This window comes from Stenotrophomonas sp. FW305-C-20-S1 (assembly GCF_058783335.1).
Window position 1 is genome coordinate 1 of record NZ_JBYTEK010000034.1, and the last position, 22,025, is coordinate 22,025.

Consider the following 22,025-nt stretch of genomic DNA (forward strand, 5'->3'; position numbering starts at 1 on the left):
CCCCCCCCCCCCCCCCCCCCCCCCCCCCCCCCCCCCCCCCCCCCCCCCCCCCCCCCCCCCCCCCCCCCCCGCTACCGATACCACGTGATCAATCGCCGCCCTGGTCGGCGTTGGCGGCGCAGGTGAAGGCCTTGCGCTTGTCCACCAGGCGGCCCATCAGGCGGTCGCTCAGCGGCAATGCGTCGCCATTGAGTCGCCAGTCGTAGATCACGCTGAAGGCCAGCACGCGGGCGACATACTCGCGCGTTTCCTTGTAGCTGATGGTCTCGATCCACAGGTCCGGATCGAAGCCCGGGCGCTGGGTCTGCCAGCGTGCGGTCGGCGTCGGGCCCGCGTTGTAGGCGGCGATGGTCACGTAGGGCAGGCCGTCGTACTTGTTCATCAACTGCCGCAGGTACGCGGTGCCGATGGCGATGTTGGTATCTGGGTCGTACAGGCTGTCAGCGCCGCCGTAGCCGGTCAGGCCGATGGACCTGGCCACGCCGGCGCCGGTCGCCGGCAGTACCTGCATCAGGCCCATGGCGTTGGCAGGCGAACGCGCGCGCGGGGTGAAGGTGCTTTCGGCGCGGATCTCGGCGGCCACCCAGGCCGGGTCGATGGCATTGCGTGCCGATTCACGGCGGATCGTGGCGTCGTGGTGCAGCGGGAAGCGCAGGTCGTACAGGCGTTGCTCCTGCGGCTGCTTGCCGAGCGCGAACACCGCGCGGTCGAACCAACCGTTGTCCTGCGCCACGCGCACGGCGAGGCGACGCTGGGTGTCATCGAAGCGCGTCAGCGCATTGTTCCATTCGGCCACCGCCCAGCCGGCGCGGTCGATCTGGTACAGCGCCATCGCCCGCTGGATGGCCGGATCGCGGGCCACCGCGGCCTGCGCCTGCGCGCTGTCGTTGGGCTTCCACGGGCACAGCGTGTAGGGCTGCTGCAGCTTGTCCGCAGCGAGGAAGCCATGGAAGGTCGGTGCGCGCGCGGCTTCGCGGAACAGCGGCTGCGCCTGCTGTGCCTGGCCGGTCTTTTCCAGCATGCGGCCTTCGAAATAGCGCCAGCGCGAATCGTTGCGCTGGGTCGGGCCCATCTTGCGGATCGCTGCCAGCGTCGCTGGCCAATCGCCGCGCGACATCGCTTCGCGCGCGCGCCATTCGTGCAGGCGTTCGTCGTAGGCCGCATCGGGCACGGCATTCAAGCGGCGGGCAGAGTCGGGCAGGTACGACGCCACCGTCCACAGGGCGATCTGGTAACGCACCTGGCCCTGCTGTTCGGCGCTCAGGCCCAGCGCCTGCGCGTACTGCGGCAGCTGCTGTTCGGTAGCATCCGGGTCGGCCTTGGCCAGCTTGGCCAAGCCGTCGGTGGCGATGCGCCGGCTGCGCTCGTTGCGCGGCCAGTTCAGGGCGCTGGCATTGGGCTTGTCGACGAAGGCGGCGTAAGTGTTGGCCAGGGCCAGATCGCTGGCCGGCAGGCCGCGCGCGGCCGAACGCATCACCGCCGGCTGCTGTGCATCGGCAGCAGCATCGATGCGTTCCCAGCGCAGCGCATCGCTCATGCCACCCTGCGCCTGCAGCACGGCGAACACGGCGTCGCAGGCGTCGGGCAACGACTTGCCGTTCTTGCGCCACAGATCCTGGGCTTCACCGATCCACTGCGGGTCCAGCTTGCCGGTGGCCTGGCGCGCTGTCAGCTGCGCACAGCGCAGGCCGAGGTTGTCGGTGGGAGCCCAGTTGGCCAGCAGCGTCGGCCAGTCCTGGCGGCGCGCTACAGAGGGCAGCCAGGCGCTGCGGAAGCTGTTGGCCACGGCCTGGCCCTGGTAGCGCTTGAGGAAGGCCTGTGCCTGCGCCGTATCGACGGTGTCGATGTTGCGCCGCAGGTTGGCGAACTCCAGCCAGCCATACGCGGGATGGCGGCTGAGCGCGGCGGCCTGGCCGGGATCGAACTGGCCACGTTCGGCGGCGGCGATGGCGGCCTTCAGCTGGGCGTTCTGGGCATCGAGGGACTGGGCACTCGCGCAGCCGATCAGCAGCGTGGTGGCCAGCGGGAGCAGGGACAGGGCGGTCGAAGATCGTCGGGTCATGGCGACCAGCATAGCGGGCAGTGGCTGAATTCAGTTTCGCATTGTGTACACGGCCGAAGATGGCAACGACAGCTGAATGATGGTTGGATCCGCACTGCCGCGAGGGCGGTTGTCCGGCGTAGGTTTGGGCTGGGGCGACCGGCCCTGCTGCAGGGAGCGGCACATGGCATTCAGTAGCGCAGGAAGAAGCGGCCCGCTGGCGGACATCAACGTCACGCCACTGGTGGATGTAATGTTGGTGTTGTTGATCATCTTCATCGTGACCGCGCCGATGTTGTCGCGGCCGATCAACGTGCAGTTGCCGCAGGCCACCGATCGCGTGGTGGATCGCCCCGAACCGCCGCCGCCGATCGAACTGCGCCTGGATGCGTCCAGCCAGTTGAGCTGGGACGGGCAGCCGATGGCCATCGGCGATCTGCAGTCGCGCCTGCAGGCGCAGGCCAGTGAGCATGCCGGCAACCTGCCGGAGCTGCGCATCAGCACCGATCCGTCGGCCGAGTACGACGGCATGGCCAAGATCCTGGCCGCCGCCGAAGCCACCGGCATGCAACGCATCGCGTTCGTGCAGTGAGCGATTCATCGGTGCGGCCTTCCCAAGGGAAGGCCGCACGTGTACCGGTAGCGCCGGGTCATACCCGGCGGCAGACCTGCGATGTGCGCCGGGCTTGGCAGAGACCTCTTCGACACTTCGCCGGGCATGGCCCGGCGCTACCGTGACCCGGGCGGGCATGGCCCGGCGCTACCGTGACCCCGGCGGGGAATGACCCAGCGCCACGGCGATGTTGTCGTACGCGCATTCCGGTGAATACGTAGGCAAATGACGTCATCTGCTTTCAGAATCGTCAAATTCGCGTGAAAGAGTGCCGGGCATCACGCCGCGATGTTTACCGCTTGTTTACAAAGGAGACGCTGCCGCCATGCAGGGGGAGCGCGGCAGTCCATGTCCCGACATTCCTTTGGAGAGAGAGCGAATGAATTACCTGCATCACCGCCCCTTGGCGGTTGCCGTCGCGCTGTGCGTGACCGCACTGGCCCCGTTGGGGGCTGCTGCCCAATCGGCCACCACCGACCTGGATCGCGTCGAAGTCACAGGTACCCGCATCAAGCGCGCTGAAGTGGAAGGCCAGGTGCCGGTCCAGACGCTCAACCGCGCCGACATCGAACGCACCGGCCTGACCTCGATCGGTGAAGTGCTGCAACAGCTCACGGGCTCGGGCTCGGCGCTCAATGCCAAGTTCAATTCGTCGGGCAACTTCGGTTTCCCACCCGACGGCAGCGGCGTCGGCGCGGGTTCGGCGCAGGTGGACCTTCGCCATCTCGGTGCCAAGCGTGTACTGGTGCTGGTCGATGGCATCCGCTGGGTCAATGAATCCTCGGCCTCGGGCGTGGGCTCGGCCACCGATCTCAACACCATCCCGCTGGCGATCGTTGAGCGCATCGAAGTGCTGGAAGACGGCGCATCGTCGCTGTACGGCTCCGATGCCATCGCCGGCGTGGTCAACATCATCACCCGCCGCGATTTCGATGGCGGTCAGGTGACGATGAACTACGGTCAGTATGGCAAGGGCGATGGCACGCAGAAGGGCGTGGACCTGGCCTGGGGCAAGAGCGGCGACCGTTACAGCCTGTTCCTGGGGGCAAGCTGGACCAAGCAGGACCCGGTGTATGCGAAGGACCGCGAGCAGTCGCGCTTCCCGATCCCCGGCACCGGCCTGGCCTTCGGCAGCGGCGGCATTCCGCAGGGGCGCTTCGCCTTCGTCGATCCCAACACCGGTGCCGAACAGGACATCGTGCCCAACACCGGCGTGAGCAGCCCGCGTTACGACGGCAGCGCCGGCTGCAACCGCACCGACGACTACCACTGCTTCACCAGCGCCGACCGCTTCAACTTCGCCGAATACAACATGGTGCTGACACCGTCGGAGCGTAAGGGCCTGTTCGGCCAGTTCCGGTTCGACATCACCGACAACGTGCAGTGGTACGTCAAGGCACTGGGCAACCGCCGCGAGTCGACCAACCAGGCCGGCCCGGAACCGCTGTTCTTCGGCCCTGATGGTGCCACCGGCAATCCGCTGGCCGACAACATCGTGGTCTCGGCACTGAACCCGTACAACCCGTTCGGCTTCGACCTGGTGTCGTCGGGCAACATGAGCCTGATCGGCCGCCGTCCGGTGGAAGGCGGCGCGCGCGTATTCGAACAGCAGGTGGACACCACGTACTTCGCCACCGGTCTGGTCGGCAACTTCCAGGCCGCTGACCGCAGCTGGTACTGGGACGTCAACGGCATGTACAGCAAGAACAAGGCCGAGCAGACCAACTACGGCAGCTACAACATCTACAACGTCAACATGGCGCTGGGCGATCCTGCGGTGTGCGCGGCCACGCCGGGCTGCGTACCGCTGAACATCTTCGGTGGCGCCGGTTCGATCACCCCGGACATGCTGCGCTGGATCCAGCCGGTGGTGCGCGACCGCAGCCAGAACGAGCTGAGCCTGTTCACCGCCAACCTGTCCAGCGATCTGTTCACCCTGCCGGCCGGCCCGGTGTCCTTCGCCACCGGCCTCGAACACCGCAAGTACAAAGGTTCGTACCAGCCTGACCCGCTGACGGTGATCGGCCACTACAACGGCGTACCGTCGCAGCCGACGTCCGGCTCCTACGACGTCAACGAAGCGTACCTGGAGCTGAGCGTGCCGATCTTCGCCGACTCGGCACTGGGCAAGAAGCTGGACCTGAGCCTGGCTGGCCGCTACTCGGATTACTCGACCTTCGGTGGCGAGTTCACGCCCAAGTACGGCCTGCGCTGGCAGGTGACCGATGACTTCGTGCTGCGTACCACCTATGCCGAAGGCTTCCGCGCACCGTCGATCGGCGAGCTGTACGGTTCGGCCGCGCGCGCGGATCTGCAGTTGTTCGATCCCTGCTCGGTGGGCCTGGGTGGCACACCGCCGCGTGGCAGTGCGGCCAACTGCGCGTCGCTGGGCGTGCCGACCGGCTTCCAGCAGGCCAACTCGCAGATCTCGGTGACCACCGGCGGCAACCGCGAGCTGGAGCCGGAGCGCTCGCGCAGCTTCAGTGCCGGCTTCGTGTGGAGCCCCTGGTTCGGCAACGATGCATCGTGGTCGGAGCGCTTCGACGTGGAAGTGACGTTCTACCGCCACAACATCGATGGCGCGATCCAAGCGATCAACGCGCAGACCCAGCTGGACCTGTGCGTGGATACCCTGGACCCGATCTACTGCGATGGCATTACCCGTGCCAGCACCGGTGCGGTCAGCAGCTTCAACAACCGCCTGACCAACCTGGGTTCGATCAAGACCGACGGCTGGGATGTGGACCTGTTCTGGACCCTGCCGCAGAGCTCGATCGGCCAGTTCAAGCTGGGATGGAAGAACACCTTCGTCGGTCGCTATGAGGCCACCGGTGCCGCCGGCCAGCGGCAGCCGCAGAAGCCCGGCGTGGAAGTGGCTGACAGTTCGATTCCGGAATGGACCAGCAACGCCAGCATCGGCTGGACGCTGGACAACTGGAGCGCCAACTGGACGGTACGCCACATTTCCGAGCTGACCGAAGACTGCGGTGACGCCGTGGCGTTCCCGGTGTGCAGCAACCAGGCCGCCGGCACCAACACGCTGTCGGCCACCACCTTCCATGACATGCAGGTGGGCTACAAGATCGACTGGATGAAGGGCCTGCAGCTGACAGCGGGCCTGAACAACGTGTTCGACAAGGACCCGCCGATCTGCCTGTCGTGTTCGTTGAACGGCTATGACGCCTCCACCTACGACATCCCGCGTGGCCGTTACTGGTACCTGCGCGCGGACCTGCGGTTCTGATGTGAGTACAGCAGCGCCGGAGAGATTCCGGCGCTGCTGTTGCCGCGGTAGCGCCGGGCCATTCCCGGCGACGTCTTCTTCAGAACGACCAGGTAAACGTCAGCGAGCCGTTGCGACCATCGCCATACGCACCGTAGCCATTGATCTGCGAGAGGTACTTCTTGTCCAGCAGGTTGTTGAGGTTGGCCTGCACGCTGAACTCCGGCGAGATGCGGTAGCGCACGAAGGCGCTGACCAGTGCGTAGCCGCTCTGCTCGATGCGGCCATAGGCCGGCACCGGGTAGTAGATGCGGTTCTGCCAGTTGGCACCGCCACCGACAGTCAGTTCCTGCAGCGACTGCGGGGTGTAGCTGGTGAACAGCTTCAGCGCGGTCTGCGGCAGGTTGGTGTTGATGTCGGCATCGTTGGCATCCTTGGCCACGTAACGGGAGGCGCCGAACGTGGCGTTCCAGCCCGGTGCCAGTTCGCCGTTGAGCTCGAACTCGAAGCCACGGCTCACCGTGCCGCGTGCGGCGCGATAGGCGAATTCGTTCTGGCTGCCGGGCACCGGCTCGCCAGTGATCTGGCCGACGTTGTCCTGTTCGATGCGGAACACCGCCAGCGAGGCATTCAAACGGTTGTCGAACCAGGCGCCCTTGACGCCCACCTCGTAGCTTTTGCCATCCACCGGGTCCAGATAGCTGCCGTTACGGTCCTTCAGCGTCTGCGGCTGGAAGATCTCGGTGTAGCTGGTGTACGCCGAGTAGGTGTCGTTGATGTCGAACACGAGGCCGGCATACGGCGTGGTCACCTTGTGCTGGCGATCCGCGCCTTCGCCCTCGCTCTTCCAGTCGGTGTAGCGCGCGCCGATGATCAGCTTCAACGGATCGGCCAGCGACAGGCGTGCGGCGGCATAGCCGGCCTTCTGGGTGATGGTGCCCTCGCTGGCCAGCGCCAGCGGGTTCCAGTCCGGCTCGCTGATGTTGCCCGTCCAGTTCAGGTAACTGGCGAACGGGTCCCAGCTCTGGCCGGCGCCGCCGACCTGGTAGTCGCCGTAGTTGGCGTAGTCGCGCTTGTTGTAGCTCAGCCCGGCCATGAACTGGTGCTCGCGGCCGAACAACTGGAACGGACCATCAACGTAGCCATCGACACCGGTGACCTTGCGCTCGGTGTTGTAGAAGCCTGCGGACGGCGAAATGCCCGCACCGGTGGTCTTGTCGAAGTTCGAGGCGCCGGTGGTCCAATCGTTGTACGCAGGGTAGAACAGCTTGTCGTCGGCCTTGGTCTGGTCATGCGTTGCGCCGATCTTGAACTTCCAGCCGTTGCTGAAGGCGTGCTGCAGGGTGGCGAACGCGCGCTTGCTGGTGGTGTCCCAGTAGGTCCAGTTCGGGCTGGCGTTGAACGATTCGTCGTACGGGGTCGCGCTGCCGTCGGAGTACAGCATCGGGAAGCCACCCCAGGTCGCGCCGTTGGCGCGCTTCTGCTGGTAGTCGTAGCCCACGCTGAGCTGGGTATCCGGGGTCAGGTCGGCGTCGATCACCGCATAGCCCAGCGTCTTGCGCTGGTTGTAGCGGTCCATCTGCCCATCGGTGTCCAGGTAGCTGCCGATCACCCGGCCGCGCACAGTGCCGCTGGCGTTCAGCGCGCTGCCCACGTCCACAGTGGTGCGGGTGCGGCCCCAGCTGCCGACGTTCACCGACACGCTGCCGGTCAGCTCGGCGCTGTCGGCGTGCTTGCGGATCAGGTTCACCGATGCCGACGGGTTGCCGGCGCCACTGAGCAGGCCGGTGGCGCCACGCACCACTTCCACGCGGTCATACAGGGCCAGGTCCAGGCCGGAGTCACCGTAGCTCCAGTTCTGCACCATCTGCGTGGGCAGGCCATCGAACTGGTACGCATCGATGTAGAAGCCGCGCGCATAGAACTCGGTGCGCTCGCTGTCGGACTGGGTGCTGGTGACGCCGGTGGTGTTGCCCAGCACGTCGATGATGTCGTCCAGCTGCTGATCTTCGATGCGCTGGTGGCTGATGATGCTGACCGACTGCGGGATCTCGCGCGGCGCCAGGTCGAAGCGGGTGCCGGCCGAGGTACGGCGCACCGAATAGCCTTCGGCGCGCTCGCCCTTCACTACGACCTTGTCGAGGGTGGTCGGGTCGGTGGCGGTTTCGGCGAAAGCGGTGGGTGCGACGGCGCAGAGCGCGACGAGCACGGCAACGGACAGCCGCTGCGGCTGCGGGGTACGGAAGGCGGAACGGATCATGCGGATTCCTGCAACGGGCACGCGCGTTCGGCCGTCATCCAGGAGTCGAGGCGCTACGGGTAGGGGAAGGGCGGGCAGGCCGTCCTGGCACCACCGGAAACGAAAGAAATGGTAATACGAACTATTCCTATTTACAAATCATGAACAAACGCCTGCGGCCTCGAGGCTCGGCTCGGTTGCCGTCAGCGGGTGCCCTGCGGTTGCAGCAGCGGCAGCGGGTCCCGCGCGCCGTCGGCGCCATAGATGCCCCAATGCAGATGGGGCGGCGTGCCCTTGGCGTTGCCGCTGTCGCCAACATGGCCGAGCAGGTCGCCGGGTTGCACCACCTGGCCGCGCGCCAGGCCATCGGCCCAGTCTTCCAGGTGCGCGTAGTAATAGCGCTCGCGTCCCGGCCCGATCACCCAGACCTGGCGGCCACCGAGTCCGCTGTCGCGGATGTCGGCGACAACACCGGGGGTAGCGCTGCGCACCGGCGTGCCGCGCTTGCCGAAGATGTCGATACCCGCGTGCGTGCGGTCGCGCCCGCGCGGTGCGCCGAAGGTATCGGCGATCTGCCGGGGCCGCACGCCGTCCACCGGCACCGGCAGTTGCGTGGCCGGTGGCATGCGCGAGAGTGTCCACAGCATCCTCGGTGCGGCAGCCCACGGGCTGTTCCAGAAGGCCATCGCCGCGATGACCAGGATCAGCAGGACGGCGCCACGCAGCAGCCAGCGGCGCAGGCGTCTGGCGTTGGAGGGGGAAACGGTGTTCATGCGTCACCAGTGTAGGAGCAGGACAGGCTCGACGGCATCTGCGTCATGTCAGCGGCACGTCGAACCCGCGCTTCAACGTGCCCAGCACCACCGACGTTCGGAAGCGCTCGATGTTGTCATCACCGCCGAACAAGCGCTCGGTGATTGCCTCGTATTCCTCCATCGATGCCGCCGAGAGCAGCAGCAGGAAATCGCCGTCGCCGGTGATCGAGTAACACTGCTGCACGGCAGGGTCGTCCTGCACGCGGCGGCGGAACGGGGCGACCTTCTCGCGCTGTTCGCTGACCACGCGCACCTCGACGATGATGGTCAATGGCCGGCCGATTTTCGCAGCGTCGATCACCGCCACGTTGGCGGCGATCACCCCGCTGTCCTGCAGGCGCCTGATCCGCCGCTGCACCGCCGGCGTGGACAGGTGCACGGCTTCGGCGATCTGCCGCTGCGGCAGGGTGTTGTCCTGCTGCAGGAGGGCGAGGATGGCGCGGTCGAAGCTGTCCAGCACGGGGGCGGTGGCCATGGTGAGCAGAAGTTGCGCGGACGGGCCGTCAATTGAGCCAAGTGCTCGCCGCCGACGCAATAGACTGGCGGCATGCAGACGTCTCGAATCGCGCCGATGTTGCCGGCGCTGGCGGTGCTCGGCTCGGTCACCGCACTGGCCATTGGTACCTCCTACGCCAAGCAGCTGTTTCCGTTGATCGGCGCGCAGGGCACCAGCGCGCTGCGCGTGGGCTTTTCGGCGTTGTTGCTGCTGCTGTTCTGGCGGCCATGGCGCTGGAAGACCAGCCGCGTGGATGCGGTCACCATCCTGCGCTACGGCCTCACCCTGGGCCTGATGAACCTGTTGTTCTACATGGCCTTGCGCACGATCCCGTTCGGCATCGCGGTGGCCATCGAATTCACCGGCCCGTTGACGGTGGCGATGCTGTCGTCGCGGCGGCCGATCGATTTCCTGTGGGTGGGTTGCGCGGCGGCCGGGCTGCTGTTGCTGCTGCCGATCGGCGGCGGCCCGGCACTGGACCCGGTGGGCGTGCTGTACGCCATGGGGGCGGCAGCGTGCTGGGGCCTGTACATCGTGTTCGGCAAGCGCGCCGGCCACCTGCACGCCGGGCATTCGGTGTCGCTGGGGCTGCTGGCCGCGTCGCTGGTGGTGGTGCCGGTGGGCGTGGTGCATGCCGGCGCGGCGTTGCTGGAGCCGAAGATCCTGCTGGCCGGGCTGGTGGTGGCGCTGGTGTCCAGCGCGATCCCGATGTCACTGGAAATGATGGCGCTCAAGCGCCTGCCCAAGGAGACCTTCGGCATCCTGATCAGCATGGAACCGGCGGTGGCCGCGCTGTGGGCGATGCTGCTGCTGCATGAGCACCTGCATGGCCTGCAGTGGCTGGCCATCGGCTGCACGGTACTGGCCTCGGTGGGCAGCACGATGACCGCACGGCGGTTGAAGGTGCCAGTGGCGCAGGCGGGGTAGCGCTGGGCCATGCCCGGCGGAGAGCGTGCGGACCAACGGTCCGCACCCACCAGGTCAGCCTGCCAACGGGGTCCGCACCACCAGGGCAGCGTTCCAACCAAGGTTGGGCCCTTACCAGGGGCGGTAGCGCCGGGCCATGCCCGGCGAGCGCAGCGGCAGGGCTCAGCGCAGGGCGTCGGCCGGGACGTCGATTGCCATGGCCAGGGCAAGATGGTCGGAGAACGCAGCGGGCACCGCTTCCACGGTGCGGGTCTGCAGGCCGCTGCTGACCAGGATGTGGTCGATGGCGCGGTCGGGGCGCCAGCTGGGGAAGGTCGGCACGATGCAGCCGGGCGGCTGCAGCCGGGTCTTCTGGTACAGCACCTGCATTTCCGGACGTTCGGCCAGGCAGTTGAAGTCGCCCATCAGCACCGCATTGGGATGGTCGGACAACAGCTCGGCAATGAAGCCGAGCTGGGCCATCCGCGAACCGGCGCCCAAGGACAGATGCGCTACCGCAACGGCCAGGCCATCGCGGCCATCGCCGAACTTGGCCAGCAGCACGCCGCGCCCGCCGATACGGCCGGGCAGGGCGTGGTCCTGCACTTCCACCGGTTCCAGCTTGCTCAGCAGGCCGTTGGCGCTGGAGGCGACGCCACCCATGCGCCGGTTTGGCTGGTGGCTCCAGTAATTGAAGCCGGCGCGTTGGGCCAGGTAATGGGTCTGGTTGGTGAAGCCCGAGCGCAGGCTGCCCGGGTCGGCCTCCTGCAGGCCGACGATGTCATGACCGCGCGCCAAAGTGGCAATCGCGTCAAGGCTGCTGCGCTTGCGACCCGCCGGCAGCGCATGTGACCAGCTGCGGGTCACATAGTCGCTGTAGCGGCGGGTACTTGAGCCGGCCTGGATGTTGGCCGTCAGCAAGCGCAGGGTCCGTGTTGTGGGGGAAGTCACGGCCGGGAAAACGTCTCTTTGATCAGTGAGCCTGGGCCGCACCGCGTTCGCGGGCGATCAGGTGGTCGGCAATGCGCAGCATGTCCGGGAAGCTCTTGCCCTTCACCAGGTACTTGCCGTTGACGATGATCGACGGGGTGCCGCTGATCTGGCTGCGCTGGGCGAACTGCTTGGCCGAGTTGGTCTTGGCATTGACCGCGAAGCTGCCCATGGTGGCGGCGAACTGCTTCGGATCCACGCCGTAGGCACCGTAGAACTTGGCGATGTCATCGACCGAATCAGCACCGCGCTCGCCCTTCAGGGTCTTCTGCGAGTGGATGGCCGAGTACAGCGCTTCGTGGGTCTTCTCCTGCACGCCCAGGGTCTGTGCGGCGTAGAAGGCACGGGCGTAGTTGTCCCAGGTGCCGCCGAACATGGCCGGCACGTAGACGAAGTTCACATCGCTCGGCAGGCCAGCCTTCCACGGGCCGACCAGCGGCTGGAACGCAGCGCAGGCCGGGCAGACGTAACCGAAGATCTCGACCACTTCGACCTTGCCGGCGGCCGGCTGGAACGGCTGGCCGTTCGGGATCAGCTGGTAGTCGGCGCCTTCCACCGGGGCCGGGCCGGTCAGCGCGGCGGTGGTCGGGGCAGGCGCAGCGCTGGCAGCGGTCTTGTCACCTTCGGCAGCCGGTGCAGCGGCTTCGCCGCCTGCGGCCGGCGCGGCCGGTTCGGTGCTGGCCGGGGTCGCGGCCGGTTCTGCCGGGGCGGAGGTGTTGGTGGTGCCATCGTCGGCCTTGCAGGCCGCCAGGATCGGCAGCAGCGCTGCGAGGGCGAGGGCGGCAAAACGGGTCTTCATGGAAGCGTCTCCAGCATCTGGAAAGGTGGGGCCGGCGTCAGGCGCCGGCCAGAGGGAAATGATGACATGCGGCGGCGACAGCGCCGTGTCGATGGTGTGTGTTGGTTCAGCGGCCGCGGGCGGCGCGGGCCTGGGCGATCAGCGCCGAGGCGATGCGCAGCTGGTCGTCGAAGCTCTTGCCACGGACCAGGTACTGGCCGTTGATGATGATGGCCGGGGTACCAGGCACCTGGGTGCGCTGGGCGAAGGCACGGGCGGCATCGACCTTCTTCTGTACCGCCTCGCCGCGCAGGGCCTGCGTGTAGCGCTCCGGGGTCACGCCGTAGGCCTTGTAGAAGTTGGCGAGCTCATCGGCCGAGACGTTCTGCATCGGCAGCGTGCCGTCATCGTGCAGGGCCTTGAACACAGCGGCGTGGCTGCGCTTGGCCACGCCCACTTCGTCGGCGGCGTAGTAGGCCAGTGCCCAGGCATCCCAGGCACCGCCGAAGGCGGCCGGGACCGGGGTGAAGCGCACGTCGGCCGGCAGCTTGGCAGCCCAGGCGGCCAGCTGCGGTTCGAAATGGGCGCAGTGCGGGCAGGTGTAGCCGAACACCTCGACCACCTCGATCTTGCCGGCCAGCGGCTGGAACGGGCCAGGCTGGGCGATGCGCTCGTAGTCTTTGCCTTCGACCAGCGGGGCGTTGGCGGGGGTGGCGGCGCAGGCCGCCAACGGCAGCAGCACCAGCAGGGACAGCAGAAGGCGGGGAATCAACCTCATCGACACGCATCTCCGTTGAAAATGACAACGCCGGCGCAGCCGCCGGCGTGAAGGAAACATACCGCAGCGACGGGCCGTCGTGGCGACCGGCGCCGACCAGTGGCGGTCAGGGGGCGGCAGCCGGTCGCGTCGAAGCGCCTTCGGCGGCGAGATCGTCGGCCTTGTTGTGCAGGCCCTGCAGGTAGCTGGAAAGGGCCTGCACCTCCTGCTCGGTCAGCTTCTGCGCCACCGTAGCCATGATCTGGAAGTGCGCCTTGTCGGTCTCGTTGGTCTGTCCGGCCTGGTACTCCTGCAGGCGCCGGGCGACATAGCTGGCGTGCTGGCCGCCGATGTGCGGGTAGGCCGGGCCGGGGTTGCCGGCGCCGCTGGGGCCGTGACAGGCCATGCAGGCCGGCAGCCCGCGCTGGGCATCGCCGCCGCGGTAAAGCTGCTGGCCGATCTGGTAGAACTTCATGCCCTTGTACGGGCCCTCGGCCACCGGCGTGTCGTCGGCGATGCCGGCGTTGGCCTTCTGCGTGGCGAAGAACGCGCCGATGTCGCGCATGTCCTGCGGGGTGAGGTTCTGCACGAAGGGCACCATCGCCACGGCGGCGCCGGAACTGCGCTGGCCATTGGCGATCAGGGCCATCTGCTGGGCGACGTAGCGCTCGCTCTGGCCGGCGATGCTGGGATACATCTCCACCGTGGAATTGCCATCGGCACCATGGCAGGCGGCACACGCGGTGGCCTTGGTCTGGCCGGCCTTGGCGTCGCCCCAGGTGGTCTTGCTGAAATCCACCTCGAGCGAGGCGGTCCTGATCGGGCCGTTGTCGGGCAGCGGGGTCAGCGTGGTCTGCGCAAAGGCAGCAGCGGCAACAACGGCAGTAGCAAGGGCGGATACGGCAAGAACGCGAGCGTGGCGCATGCTGAAGCTCCGTATGGACCGGCCGGGCGGCGGCGGCCGGCATCGCCCGGATTATCAACGCCGTTTCCTTGCACGGTCAACGCAGCAGTGCAGCATTTTCCCGCTGGAAGGCCCCGGGCCGGGCGCGCGGCGCCGCAACATGCGATCCTATGCGCATGTCATTGCTCATCGAACGCGCCCAATACCACCTCTCTGCCCACAACATGGGGCAGCTGCCGCCCGATGAAGGTTCTGAAGTGGCCTTTGCAGGTCGCTCCAACGCCGGCAAGTCCAGCGCGCTCAATGCGCTGACCCGCCAGAACAGCCTGGCCCGGGTCTCCAAGACGCCTGGCCGGACCCAGCAGCTGGTGTTCTTCCAGGTTACCCCGGACGCCCATCTGGTCGATCTGCCCGGTTACGGCTACGCCAAGGTGCCGCTGGACCTGCAGGCGCACTGGCAGGCCTTCATCGACCGCTACTTCCGCACCCGCGAGGCCCTGAAGGGCCTGGTGGTGGTGATGGACATCCGTCATCCGCTGAAGGACTACGACCGGCAGATGCTGGCCTATGCCGTGCAGCGTGGCCTGCCGGCGCATGCGCTGCTGACCAAGGCCGACAAGCTGAGCCGCAGCCAGCAGATGCAGACCCTGCAGAAGGTACGCAAGGAACTGCATTCGTCGTTCGGCGATACGGTGAGTGTGCAGGTGTTCTCCGGCTCGGCCCGTACCGGCGTGGATGAAGCCCGCGGCATCATCGGCGGCTGGCTGGGGCTGGAATAAGGCGCTCCGCTGCGCTCGCCGGGCATGGCCCGGCGCTACCCTGATGTTTTCCGTCACCGCGATGCGGTAGCGCCGGGCCATGCCCGGCGGCACATCATTTCAGTGGCGAGTATTCCGCCGGTACCCACGCGTAGGCCTGGCCTTCGCTGCGCACGTGCCCCAGCCCGGGGAAGGGCAGGTGCGCGCCGGCAACCCACCAGCCCTTGGCGGTGGCTTCCTGCAACAGGCTGCGACGGCTGGCCGTAGCTGCCTTGCGATCCGAATCGGCCTCGAATGCCGCTTCCGGGTGTGCGAACTGCACGGCATGGAAATGCAGCACATCGCCCCACACCAGCAGTGACTGGCCCTGGCTGTCGAAGCGGTAGGACACATGCCCCGGCGTGTGGCCGTGGGTATCCATCGCCACCGCGTGCCCCGGCAGGGCGTCGCCAGGCTGGAAGGTGTGCAGGCGACCGGCGGCCTGGTACGGCGCGATCGCGTTGCGTGCCAGCGCGAAGGCAAAGCGCACGCCCTGCGGTGCCGTGGCTTCGCTGGCCGGGTCGAGCCAGTAGCGGGCATCGGCCTTGGACAGCCACACCGTCGCATTCGGATAGGCCGGCTTGCCCTGTGCATCGAGGATCCCGCACAGATGATCGGGATGGGCATGGGTCAGCAGCACCTCATCGATCTCGGCCGGGTCTACGCCGGCCGCACGCAGGTTGCCCAGCACCTGGCCCTGGTCAGGGCCGAAGCACTGCGCGGTGCCGGCATCGACCAGGGTCAGGTGCTTGCCCTGGCGCACCAGGAAGGCGTTGATCGCGGTCTGCAGGCCCTTCTTGTCTTCGGGCACATAGCGGCCTTCGAGCAGGCGGCTGACCAGCGTTGGCGGCACGTCGACCACTTCCTGCCGGCCGAGCGCAACCACGCCGTCGAACAGGGCCGTGACCTGCAGCGCACCGATGCGCTGGTGTTGCACGCCCGGCACCTGCTGGGTGGGGGCGGGCGAGGTGGCCTCGGCCAGCGCAGGCAGCGGCAGGGAGGACAGGGCCAGCAGGAGGGCGGCGTGCAATGGCAGATGACGCAGGGTCATGACGGTTCTTCTCGGTGAGTGATGGGCAGGCCCGTTGCGCACAGCGTGCCGTGTTGCGCGTGCGTGCGGCGCTCAAAGCACTGCGCGGAATGCTCAATGGGGGGGTATCGGCAGGGCTGCGCCCTGCACCCGCAGAGGCAACAGCAACGGCAACGGCCGAAGCAACAGCAGAAGCTGGTTTCCTGTGGGATGGCGGGGTGGATCCGGTTGCGGGGGACGCCGTAAACCCATCCATGGGGGCTTGGCCGCGGCATCCATGCCGCGGACACCCCCGCAACCGGACCCACCCCGCCTTCGACAGGTTTCTGCGATCTGTCGGGATGGCATGGCCTGCTTTTGGTGGGTGTCGACCTTGGTCGACACGTAGATCCACGCCATGCGTGGATGCTCTTCGAATTCAATTCGGAATCATCGAAATGAATCGAATGGAATTGGAGGAAATCATCCACGCATGGCGTGGATCTACTGGCCACCGGAATCTGTCAGAGGTGGGGCGGTGTCGGATTGCGGGGTGTCCGCGGCATGGATGCCGCGGCCAAGCCCCCAGGGATGGGTTTACGGCGTCCCCGCAATCCGACACCGCCCCGCCATCCCACGGAATGCACGCTGTTGCTGTTGCTTCGGCTGTTGCCGTTGCCTCTGCGGGTGCAGGGCGCAGCCCTGCTGAAGAACCCTCAAATATCTGTGGGAGCCAGCCCGTACTGCTCGGCGAAGCGCTTGCTGAAACTCGCTGCGGAACGATACCCCGCGCGCGCTGCCACGGTCTTCAACGGCAGATCGGTGGTGTACAGCAGCTGCATGCCATGGGCCAGGCGCGCTTCGGTCAGCAGCTGGCGCAGGCTGGTGGCTTCGGCGGCCAACCGCCGCCGCAGGGTCGCACCGCTCAGCGCGAAGTGCGCCTCAACGTCGCGCGACTGCCAGTCGCGGGCCGGTTCGGCGGCGATGCGGTCGCGGATCTGCTCGCCCAGCGTCGGTGCGTGCGGCAACAGCAGGTTGCCGTGGCCCTGCCGGCACCACGCCAGCACCAGCGTGGCCAGCGCCAACCGCGCTTCGCTGTAGTGGCCGTCCTGCAACGACTGCCGCCAGCTGCGCAGTACCGTGGCGTGATCGCCCAGCGCCTGCCGGGCCAGTGCCGCGCCGGCCGTTGGCAAGGCCTCGCTCCACAGCGTGCGCGCCGCCGCCAGGACTTCCGTGCACAGCGGCACGATCGCGCTGAGGTAGCGGCCGGTCTGCGGGTCCGGTGTGTTGACCACGTCGATGCGGCAACGCTGGGTGATCAGCAGGATGTCGCCGGGCACGAAGGTCAGCGACTGGTGGGCGGTACGTACCTGCTTGCGGCCTTCCAGCAGGATGGCGAACTGTGGCTGGGGAATCTCCACCGAACTGGCACCGTGCTCGCGGCGGGCGGTGATGCAGGCATAGCCTTCAGCGCGTTGGCAGCCGGCCAGGCTGGCCATCTCCGCCAGTAGTGCCATGGCGGTGGGGGGCATGCCGGTCATATGACGTGCGCGCCCAGCAGGCGACCGACCGCGGCCGCGGCGGCCATCGCCAGTGCACCCCAGAACATCACGCGCAGGGCGCCGCGCGTGGGTGATGCGCCGCCGGCGCGTGCCGCCATCGCGCCGGTCAAGCACAGGCCGGCCAGCGTGCCGACCGTGGTGGCCGTGGCGACGTTCTGTACCGGCGTCAGCAGTGCGGTCAGCACCGGCAGCGCGGCGCCACAGGTGAAGGCGGCGGCCGACGCCAATGCGGCCTGCAACGGCCGCGCGCGCAGTTCCTCGGTGATGCCCAGTTCGTCGCGCGCGTGGGCACCCAGCGCGTCGTGGGCGGTCAGCTGTTCGGCAACCTGGCGCGCCAACGCCGGCTCCAGCCCGCGATGGCGGTAGATCGCGGTCAGTTCGTCCAGTTCGCTGTGCGGGTCTTCGTGCAGCTCGCGCTTCTCCATCGCCAGATCGGCATTTTCGGTATCGGCCTGGGTCTGCACCGATACATACTCGCCGGCGGCCATCGACATCGCGCCGGCCACAGTGCCGGCCACGCCGGTGGCGAGGATCGTGCTGGCCGAGGCGCCGCTGGCGGCCACGCCGACCACCAGGCCGGCGACCGAGACAATGCCATCGTTGGCGCCCAGTACGGCGGCCCGCAGCCAGCCGACGCGATCAGCACGGTGCAGCTCGGGATGTCGTGAATGGCGGCTCATGGCCCTGAGTGTACGAGGGTCAAGAGGGTGTCGGTAGGATGCTGAAACCCGTCACCGTCGCATGACGTAACGAGCCGCCACGCTATAGTGCGCCCTTGCGATGCAAGGCTCCCAGCCCCACATCCCCTGCCACCGTCCAGCGAGCCACCCCCTTGTCGAGCCCCAGCCACGTCGCCGATACGCCCATTACCGACCGCTCGCAACTGGTGGCGGAGATCGCCTCCGGCGAGAAGCCCCGTTCGCAGTGGCGCATCGGTACCGAGCACGAGAAGTTCGGGTTCCGCCTGGATGACCTGCGTCCGCCGACCTTCGATGGCGAGCGCGGCATCGAGGCCCTGCTCAACGGCCTGGTCCGCTTCGGCTGGACGCCGGTGCAGGAGAACGGCAACACCATCGCCCTGCTGCGTGATGGCGCCTCTGTGACCCTGGAGCCGGCGGGCCAGCTGGAGCTGTCCGGTGCGGCGCTGGAAACCATTCACCAGACCTGCGTGGAAACCGGCACCCACCTCAATGAAGTGGCGCAGGTGGCCGGCGAACTGCAGCTGGGTTTCCTCGGCATGGGCTTCCAGCCGAAGTGGACGCGCGATGAAATGCCGTGGATGCCCAAGGGCCGCTACAAGATCATGCGCTCGTACATGCCCAAGGTCGGTTCGCTCGGCCTGGACATGATGACCCGCACCTGCACCGTGCAGGTGAACCTGGATTACGCCAGCGAAGCGGACATGGTGAAGAAGTTCCGTGTGTCGTTGGCGCTGCAGCCGATCGCCACCGCACTGTTCGCCGACTCGCCGTTCACCGAAGGCAAGCCGAACGGCTACCTCAGCTACCGCTCGCACATCTGGACCGATACCGATGCCGACCGTACCGGCATGCTCGACTTCGTGTTCGAGGACGGCTTCGGTTACGAGCGCTATGTCGACTACCTGCTCGATGTGCCGATGTATTTCTCCTACCGCGATGGCATCTACCACGATGCCAGCGGGCAGAGCTTCCGCGACTTCATGCAGGGCAAGCTGCCGGTGCTGCCGGGCCAGCTGCCGACCCTGCGCGACTGGTCGGACCACACCACGACCGCGTTCCCGGAAGTGCGGTTGAAGAAGTACCTGGAAATGCGCGGTGCCGATGGTGGCCCGTGGAGCCGGCTGTGTGCGCTGCCGGCCTTCTGGGTGGGCCTGCTGTACGACGACACGGCGCTGGATGCGGCGTGGGATCTGGTGCGTGACTTCAGCCTGGCCGAGCGCCATGCGCTGCGTGATGGGGTGCCCAAGCACGCGATGGGCCTGCCGTTCCGCGGTGGCACCGTGCGCGACCTCGCCCGCGAGGCGGTGAAGATTTCGGTGGATGGGCTCAAGCGCCGTGCGGCGCGTAATGCCGATGGCCAGGATGAAAGCAAGTTCCTGGACGTGCTGCAGGAAATCGTCGAGTCCGGCCTGACCCCGGCCGAGCGCAAGCTGGCGCTGTTCCATGGCCGTTGGCACGGTGACGTGGATCCGGTGTTCCGCGAGTTCGCGTACTGAAAATGCGCCCGCCGGGCATGGCCCGGCGCTACCCGCCACGAATCCGGTAGCGCCGGGCCATGCCCGGCGGGTGGCGTACGCAAAAAAAACCCCGGCAATGCCGGGGTTTCTTCATTCCATCAGCGCAACGATCAGGCCTTGATGGTGGCCATGTCGATCACGAAGCGGTAGCGCACATCGTTCTTGGCCATGCGCTCCCAGGCTTCGTTGACGTTCTTGATGTCGATCATCTCCACGTCGCTGACGATGCCGTGCTCGGCGCAGAAGTCCATCATCTCCTGGGTTTCGGCCATGCCGCCGATCGCCGAACCGGTCAGGTTCCTGCGACCGAAGATCACGCTGCCACCGGTCAACGGCGGGTCCAGTTCGGTCAGCACACCGACCAGGCACATGGTCGCTTCGCGCTTGAGCAGGCCCATGTACGGGTTGGTGTCATGGCTGACCGGGATGGTGTTGAGCAGGAAGTCGAAGCTGCCGGCATGCGCCTTCATCTGCTCGGCATCGCGCGAAACCAGCACTTCGTCAGCGCCCAGGCGCTTGGCGTCGGCGCCCTTCTCCGGGGTGGTGGTGATCATCACCACGTGCGCGCCGAGCGCCTTGGCGAACTTCACGCCCATGTGGCCGAGGCCACCCAGACCGATCACGCCGACCTTCTGGCCCGGGCCGACCTTCCAGTGGCGCAGCGGCGACCAGGTGGTGATGCCGGCGCACAGCAGCGGCGCGGCTGCCTTCAGGTCCAGCGTTTCGGAGACCTTGACCACGAAGCGCTGCTCGACCACCACGTGGTCGGAATAGCCGCCGTAGGTCGGTGCGCCGCTTTCACGCTCGCGGCCGTTGTAGGTCCAGGTCGCACCTTCGGCGCAGTACTGCTCCAGGTCGTGCTGGCAGGCATCGCAATGGCGGCAGGAATCGACCATGCAGCCGACACCGGCGTGGTCGCCGACCTTGAAGCGGGTGACCTCGCTGCCGACTTCGGTGACCCGGCCGATGATCTCGTGGCCCGGCACCATCGGGTAGATCGAACCACCCCAGTCGTCGCGGGCCTGGTGCAGGTCGGAATGGCAGATGCCGCTGTACAGGATCTCGATGCGCACATCGTTCGGGCCAACCGCGCGGCGCTCGAATTCGAAGGGCACCAGCGGGTCGGTATGGGTGTGGGCGGCGTAACCACGGGCGAGGGACATGGGGAATCCTTGGCAGGGTTTGTCGAAAGGCGTTTTACAATACGCTCCGTACCTCAGGGTAAGAAGCGTATATATCGGCATGATTCATCAAGGCAGACTGCACAATCATGGCCACTGACAACCTGACCCACCTGGCCGCCTTCGCTGCGGTCGCCCGCCACCGCAGTTTCCGCCGCGCCGGCGCCGAACTGGCCCTGTCGACCTCGGCGGTGAGCTATGCGATCCGCGCGCTGGAGGAACGGCTGGGGGTGGGCTTGTTCCACCGTACCACCCGCAGCGTGGCCCTGACCGAGGCCGGGCAGCGCCTGCTGGAGCGCCTGCAGCCGGCGCTGGGGCAGGTGCATGACGCGCTGGAGGAAATGAACCACTTCCGCGCAGTGCCGGCCGGCCTGCTGCGGATCAATGCGACGCGGGCGGCGGTGGCGACCCAGTTGGGGCCGCGGCTGGCGCGGTTCCTGCACGCGCATCCGGACGTGCGGGTGGAGCTGACCGAGAACGATGGTCTGGTCGATATCGTTGCCGAGGGCTACGACGCTGGCGTGCGCCTGCACGAGTTCGTGCCCGAGGACATGGTGGCGGTGCCGATGGGGCCGCCGCTGCGCGGATTGATTGTCGGTTCACCCGAGTACCTGCGGCGCAGGCCGGCCCCGCAGCATCCGCGCGACCTGGCCGCGCACGAGTGCGTACGTTTCCGTTTCGCCAGCGGCCATCTGTACAAGTGGCAGTTCGAACGCGACGGCCAGACCCTGGAAATCGACGTACCGGGTCGGCTGACGCTGTGCGAGCAGGGCACCGTGGTTGGCGCGGTGCTCGATGGCATCGGCCTGGCCTATGTGCTGGAAGACACCGCGCGGCCGTATCTGGACGACGGCCGCCTGGTGGCGGTGCTGGAAGACTGGAGCGAGCCCTTCGCCGGGTTTGCGCTGTACTACCCGAAACAGCGGCAGATGCCCGGTGCGCTGCGTGCGTTCGTGGACATGCTGCGCGAATGAATCGCGATCACCCGCGTCAGTAGATCCACGCCATGCGTGGATTGGCGCCCGCTACGCAGCCAGCAATTCATTCGACCAACGCGTCATACCCTGCATCGCTGAACTGGATTAGGCAGAAGCCATGGCCGAACGGATCGGACAGCACGGCGATCTTTCCCCAGCGGCGTTCGCGGATGGGACGTTCGAGCGCGGCTCCGGCCGCAACCGCGCGGGCAAGCGCCGCGTCGATGTCAGCGACCACCCAGTCCAGATGCACCGGCGTCCAGTGGCGCTCGTAATCGCGCACATCGCCGTCTTCGGTCGCTGCGCTGCCGGCATCGTTCTGCAGCAGGTACAGCGGCGTGGGGCCACCGAGCAGTTCCAGCGCACCGGGGCCGAGGCGTCGGCTGCTGCGCAGGCCAAAGGCCTGGGTGTAGAAGGCTTCGGCGGCGGTGATGTCAGGGACGTCGAGGTTGACGATGAAGGAGGCGGCGGAGGCGTTCATGGGGCAGGACCGAGGTCGGGCCGGGCCACGATGCGCTC

The 22,025-nt window shown here is 67.3% G+C and carries 19 protein-coding genes; 6 read left to right on the plus strand and 13 right to left on the minus strand.

The genetic code is table 11. From position 1 onward, the window contains the following. Positions 1-88: 88 nt before the first annotated feature. Positions 89-2,074 (minus strand): transglycosylase SLT domain-containing protein, encoded by a 1,986-nt coding sequence (locus AC3WTC_RS16130; protein WP_492711925.1) that lies wholly within the window; start codon positions 2,072-2,074, stop codon positions 89-91. Positions 2,075-2,225: 151 nt separating this feature from the next. Between AC3WTC_RS16130 and AC3WTC_RS16135 the strand changes: the two genes are divergently transcribed. Both AC3WTC_RS16135 and AC3WTC_RS16140 read left to right on the plus strand, forming a co-directional pair. After that, positions 2,226-2,633: an ExbD/TolR family protein gene (locus AC3WTC_RS16135; protein ID WP_025878672.1), complete on the plus strand. Its 408-nt coding sequence runs from the start codon at positions 2,226-2,228 to the stop codon at positions 2,631-2,633. 400 nt (positions 2,634-3,033) lie between these two features. After that, positions 3,034-5,898: a TonB-dependent receptor plug domain-containing protein gene (locus tag AC3WTC_RS16140; protein ID WP_059065107.1), complete on the plus strand. Its 2,865-nt coding sequence runs from the start codon at positions 3,034-3,036 to the stop codon at positions 5,896-5,898. Between the two features lie 79 nt (positions 5,899-5,977). Here AC3WTC_RS16140 and fhuE read toward each other — a convergent pair whose 3' ends face one another. From fhuE to AC3WTC_RS16155, 3 genes are all read right to left on the minus strand, one after another. Beyond that, positions 5,978-8,137, minus strand: a complete 2,160-nt coding sequence (fhuE, locus tag AC3WTC_RS16145; RefSeq protein ID WP_140227669.1) for a ferric-rhodotorulic acid/ferric-coprogen receptor FhuE — start codon at positions 8,135-8,137, stop codon at positions 5,978-5,980. A 182-nt stretch (positions 8,138-8,319) separates the two neighbouring features. Continuing rightward, entirely contained in the window at positions 8,320-8,889 is a 570-nt protein-coding gene (locus AC3WTC_RS16150; RefSeq protein WP_492711928.1) for a M23 family metallopeptidase, read from the minus strand. A gap of 43 nt (positions 8,890-8,932) precedes the next feature. Continuing rightward, positions 8,933-9,406 carry an Lrp/AsnC family transcriptional regulator gene (locus AC3WTC_RS16155; protein ID WP_492711930.1) on the minus strand — a complete coding sequence of 158 codons (474 nt, stop codon included), beginning with the start codon at positions 9,404-9,406 and terminating at the stop codon, positions 8,933-8,935. A gap of 72 nt (positions 9,407-9,478) precedes the next feature. Here AC3WTC_RS16155 and AC3WTC_RS16160 point away from each other — a divergent pair, with 72 nt between their 5' ends. Next, positions 9,479-10,354 (plus strand): EamA family transporter, encoded by an 876-nt coding sequence (locus AC3WTC_RS16160; protein ID WP_492711931.1) that lies wholly within the window; start codon positions 9,479-9,481, stop codon positions 10,352-10,354. A gap of 162 nt (positions 10,355-10,516) precedes the next feature. Here the strand turns inward: AC3WTC_RS16160 and AC3WTC_RS16165 are convergent, their stop codons facing one another. The 4 genes from AC3WTC_RS16165 to AC3WTC_RS16180 form a co-directional block, all read right to left on the minus strand. Continuing rightward, the gene (locus AC3WTC_RS16165; protein ID WP_025878666.1) at positions 10,517-11,254 is read right to left on the minus strand and encodes an endonuclease/exonuclease/phosphatase family protein; all 738 of its coding nucleotides are present in this window, start codon (positions 11,252-11,254) and stop codon (positions 10,517-10,519) included. 52 nt (positions 11,255-11,306) lie between these two features. Then, positions 11,307-12,122 (minus strand): thiol:disulfide interchange protein DsbA/DsbL, encoded by an 816-nt coding sequence (locus AC3WTC_RS16170; protein WP_025878665.1) that lies wholly within the window; start codon positions 12,120-12,122, stop codon positions 11,307-11,309. A 106-nt stretch (positions 12,123-12,228) separates the two neighbouring features. After that, complete coding sequence (locus tag AC3WTC_RS16175) at positions 12,229-12,879, minus strand: thiol:disulfide interchange protein DsbA/DsbL (protein ID WP_025878664.1); 651 nt, start codon at positions 12,877-12,879, stop codon at positions 12,229-12,231. 106 nt (positions 12,880-12,985) lie between these two features. Next, positions 12,986-13,783, minus strand: coding sequence for a c-type cytochrome (locus tag AC3WTC_RS16180; protein ID WP_492711932.1), 798 nt, complete (start codon positions 13,781-13,783; stop codon positions 12,986-12,988). Between the two features lie 155 nt (positions 13,784-13,938). On the opposite strand from AC3WTC_RS16180, the gene yihA reads away from it, so the two are divergent. Beyond that, complete coding sequence (gene yihA, locus AC3WTC_RS16185; protein ID WP_025878662.1) at positions 13,939-14,541, plus strand: ribosome biogenesis GTP-binding protein YihA/YsxC; 603 nt, start codon at positions 13,939-13,941, stop codon at positions 14,539-14,541. Positions 14,542-14,635: 94 nt separating this feature from the next. Here the strand turns inward: yihA and AC3WTC_RS16190 are convergent, their stop codons facing one another. The 3 genes from AC3WTC_RS16190 to AC3WTC_RS16200 form a co-directional block, all read right to left on the minus strand. Further along, the gene (locus tag AC3WTC_RS16190; RefSeq protein WP_117311379.1) at positions 14,636-15,610 is read right to left on the minus strand and encodes an MBL fold metallo-hydrolase; all 975 of its coding nucleotides are present in this window, start codon (positions 15,608-15,610) and stop codon (positions 14,636-14,638) included. 674 nt (positions 15,611-16,284) lie between these two features. Then, the gene (locus AC3WTC_RS16195; protein WP_025874080.1) at positions 16,285-17,109 is read right to left on the minus strand and encodes a helix-turn-helix transcriptional regulator; all 825 of its coding nucleotides are present in this window, start codon (positions 17,107-17,109) and stop codon (positions 16,285-16,287) included. Beyond that, positions 17,106-17,810, minus strand: coding sequence for a VIT1/CCC1 transporter family protein (locus AC3WTC_RS16200; RefSeq protein WP_313443633.1), 705 nt, complete (start codon positions 17,808-17,810; stop codon positions 17,106-17,108). The genes AC3WTC_RS16195 and AC3WTC_RS16200 overlap by 4 nt, the downstream gene beginning before the upstream one ends. A gap of 152 nt (positions 17,811-17,962) precedes the next feature. On the opposite strand from AC3WTC_RS16200, the gene AC3WTC_RS16205 reads away from it, so the two are divergent. Continuing rightward, entirely contained in the window at positions 17,963-19,327 is a 1,365-nt protein-coding gene (locus tag AC3WTC_RS16205; RefSeq protein WP_025874082.1) for a glutamate--cysteine ligase, read from the plus strand. Between the two features lie 131 nt (positions 19,328-19,458). On the opposite strand, the gene AC3WTC_RS16210 is transcribed toward AC3WTC_RS16205, so the two are convergent. Next, positions 19,459-20,511: an NAD(P)-dependent alcohol dehydrogenase gene (locus tag AC3WTC_RS16210; protein WP_025874083.1), complete on the minus strand. Its 1,053-nt coding sequence runs from the start codon at positions 20,509-20,511 to the stop codon at positions 19,459-19,461. A gap of 107 nt (positions 20,512-20,618) precedes the next feature. Between AC3WTC_RS16210 and AC3WTC_RS16215 the strand changes: the two genes are divergently transcribed. Beyond that, positions 20,619-21,503, plus strand: a complete 885-nt coding sequence (locus AC3WTC_RS16215) for a LysR family transcriptional regulator (RefSeq protein ID WP_025874084.1) — start codon at positions 20,619-20,621, stop codon at positions 21,501-21,503. Between the two features lie 67 nt (positions 21,504-21,570). Here AC3WTC_RS16215 and AC3WTC_RS16220 read toward each other — a convergent pair whose 3' ends face one another. Continuing rightward, a complete protein-coding gene (locus tag AC3WTC_RS16220; protein WP_492711935.1) occupies positions 21,571-21,987 on the minus strand; it encodes a VOC family protein in 417 nt (138 codons plus the stop codon). Between the last annotated feature and the right edge of the window lie 38 nt (positions 21,988-22,025).

Bases quoted from the DNA above. Each gene is read 5' to 3' on its own strand.
- AC3WTC_RS16130 (WP_492711925.1), bottom strand. From the start codon at position 2,074: ATGCTGGTCGCCATGACCCGACGATCTTCGACCGCCCTGTCCCTGCTC.
- AC3WTC_RS16135 (WP_025878672.1), top strand. From the start codon at position 2,226: ATGGCATTCAGTAGCGCAGGAAGAAGCGGCCCGCTGGCGGACATCAAC.
- AC3WTC_RS16140 (WP_059065107.1), top strand. From the start codon at position 3,034: ATGAATTACCTGCATCACCGCCCCTTGGCGGTTGCCGTCGCGCTGTGC.
- fhuE (WP_140227669.1), bottom strand. From the start codon at position 8,137: ATGATCCGTTCCGCCTTCCGTACCCCGCAGCCGCAGCGGCTGTCCGTT.
- AC3WTC_RS16150 (WP_492711928.1), bottom strand. From the start codon at position 8,889: ATGAACACCGTTTCCCCCTCCAACGCCAGACGCCTGCGCCGCTGGCTG.
- AC3WTC_RS16155 (WP_492711930.1), bottom strand. From the start codon at position 9,406: ATGGCCACCGCCCCCGTGCTGGACAGCTTCGACCGCGCCATCCTCGCC.
- AC3WTC_RS16160 (WP_492711931.1), top strand. From the start codon at position 9,479: ATGCAGACGTCTCGAATCGCGCCGATGTTGCCGGCGCTGGCGGTGCTC.
- AC3WTC_RS16170 (WP_025878665.1), bottom strand. From the start codon at position 12,122: ATGAAGACCCGTTTTGCCGCCCTCGCCCTCGCAGCGCTGCTGCCGATC.
- AC3WTC_RS16175 (WP_025878664.1), bottom strand. From the start codon at position 12,879: ATGAGGTTGATTCCCCGCCTTCTGCTGTCCCTGCTGGTGCTGCTGCCG.
- AC3WTC_RS16180 (WP_492711932.1), bottom strand. From the start codon at position 13,783: ATGCGCCACGCTCGCGTTCTTGCCGTATCCGCCCTTGCTACTGCCGTT.
- yihA (WP_025878662.1), top strand. From the start codon at position 13,939: ATGTCATTGCTCATCGAACGCGCCCAATACCACCTCTCTGCCCACAAC.
- AC3WTC_RS16190 (WP_117311379.1), bottom strand. From the start codon at position 15,610: ATGACCCTGCGTCATCTGCCATTGCACGCCGCCCTCCTGCTGGCCCTG.
- AC3WTC_RS16195 (WP_025874080.1), bottom strand. From the start codon at position 17,109: ATGACCGGCATGCCCCCCACCGCCATGGCACTACTGGCGGAGATGGCC.
- AC3WTC_RS16200 (WP_313443633.1), bottom strand. From the start codon at position 17,810: ATGAGCCGCCATTCACGACATCCCGAGCTGCACCGTGCTGATCGCGTC.
- AC3WTC_RS16210 (WP_025874083.1), bottom strand. From the start codon at position 20,511: ATGTCCCTCGCCCGTGGTTACGCCGCCCACACCCATACCGACCCGCTG.
- AC3WTC_RS16215 (WP_025874084.1), top strand. From the start codon at position 20,619: ATGGCCACTGACAACCTGACCCACCTGGCCGCCTTCGCTGCGGTCGCC.
- AC3WTC_RS16220 (WP_492711935.1), bottom strand. From the start codon at position 21,987: ATGAACGCCTCCGCCGCCTCCTTCATCGTCAACCTCGACGTCCCTGAC.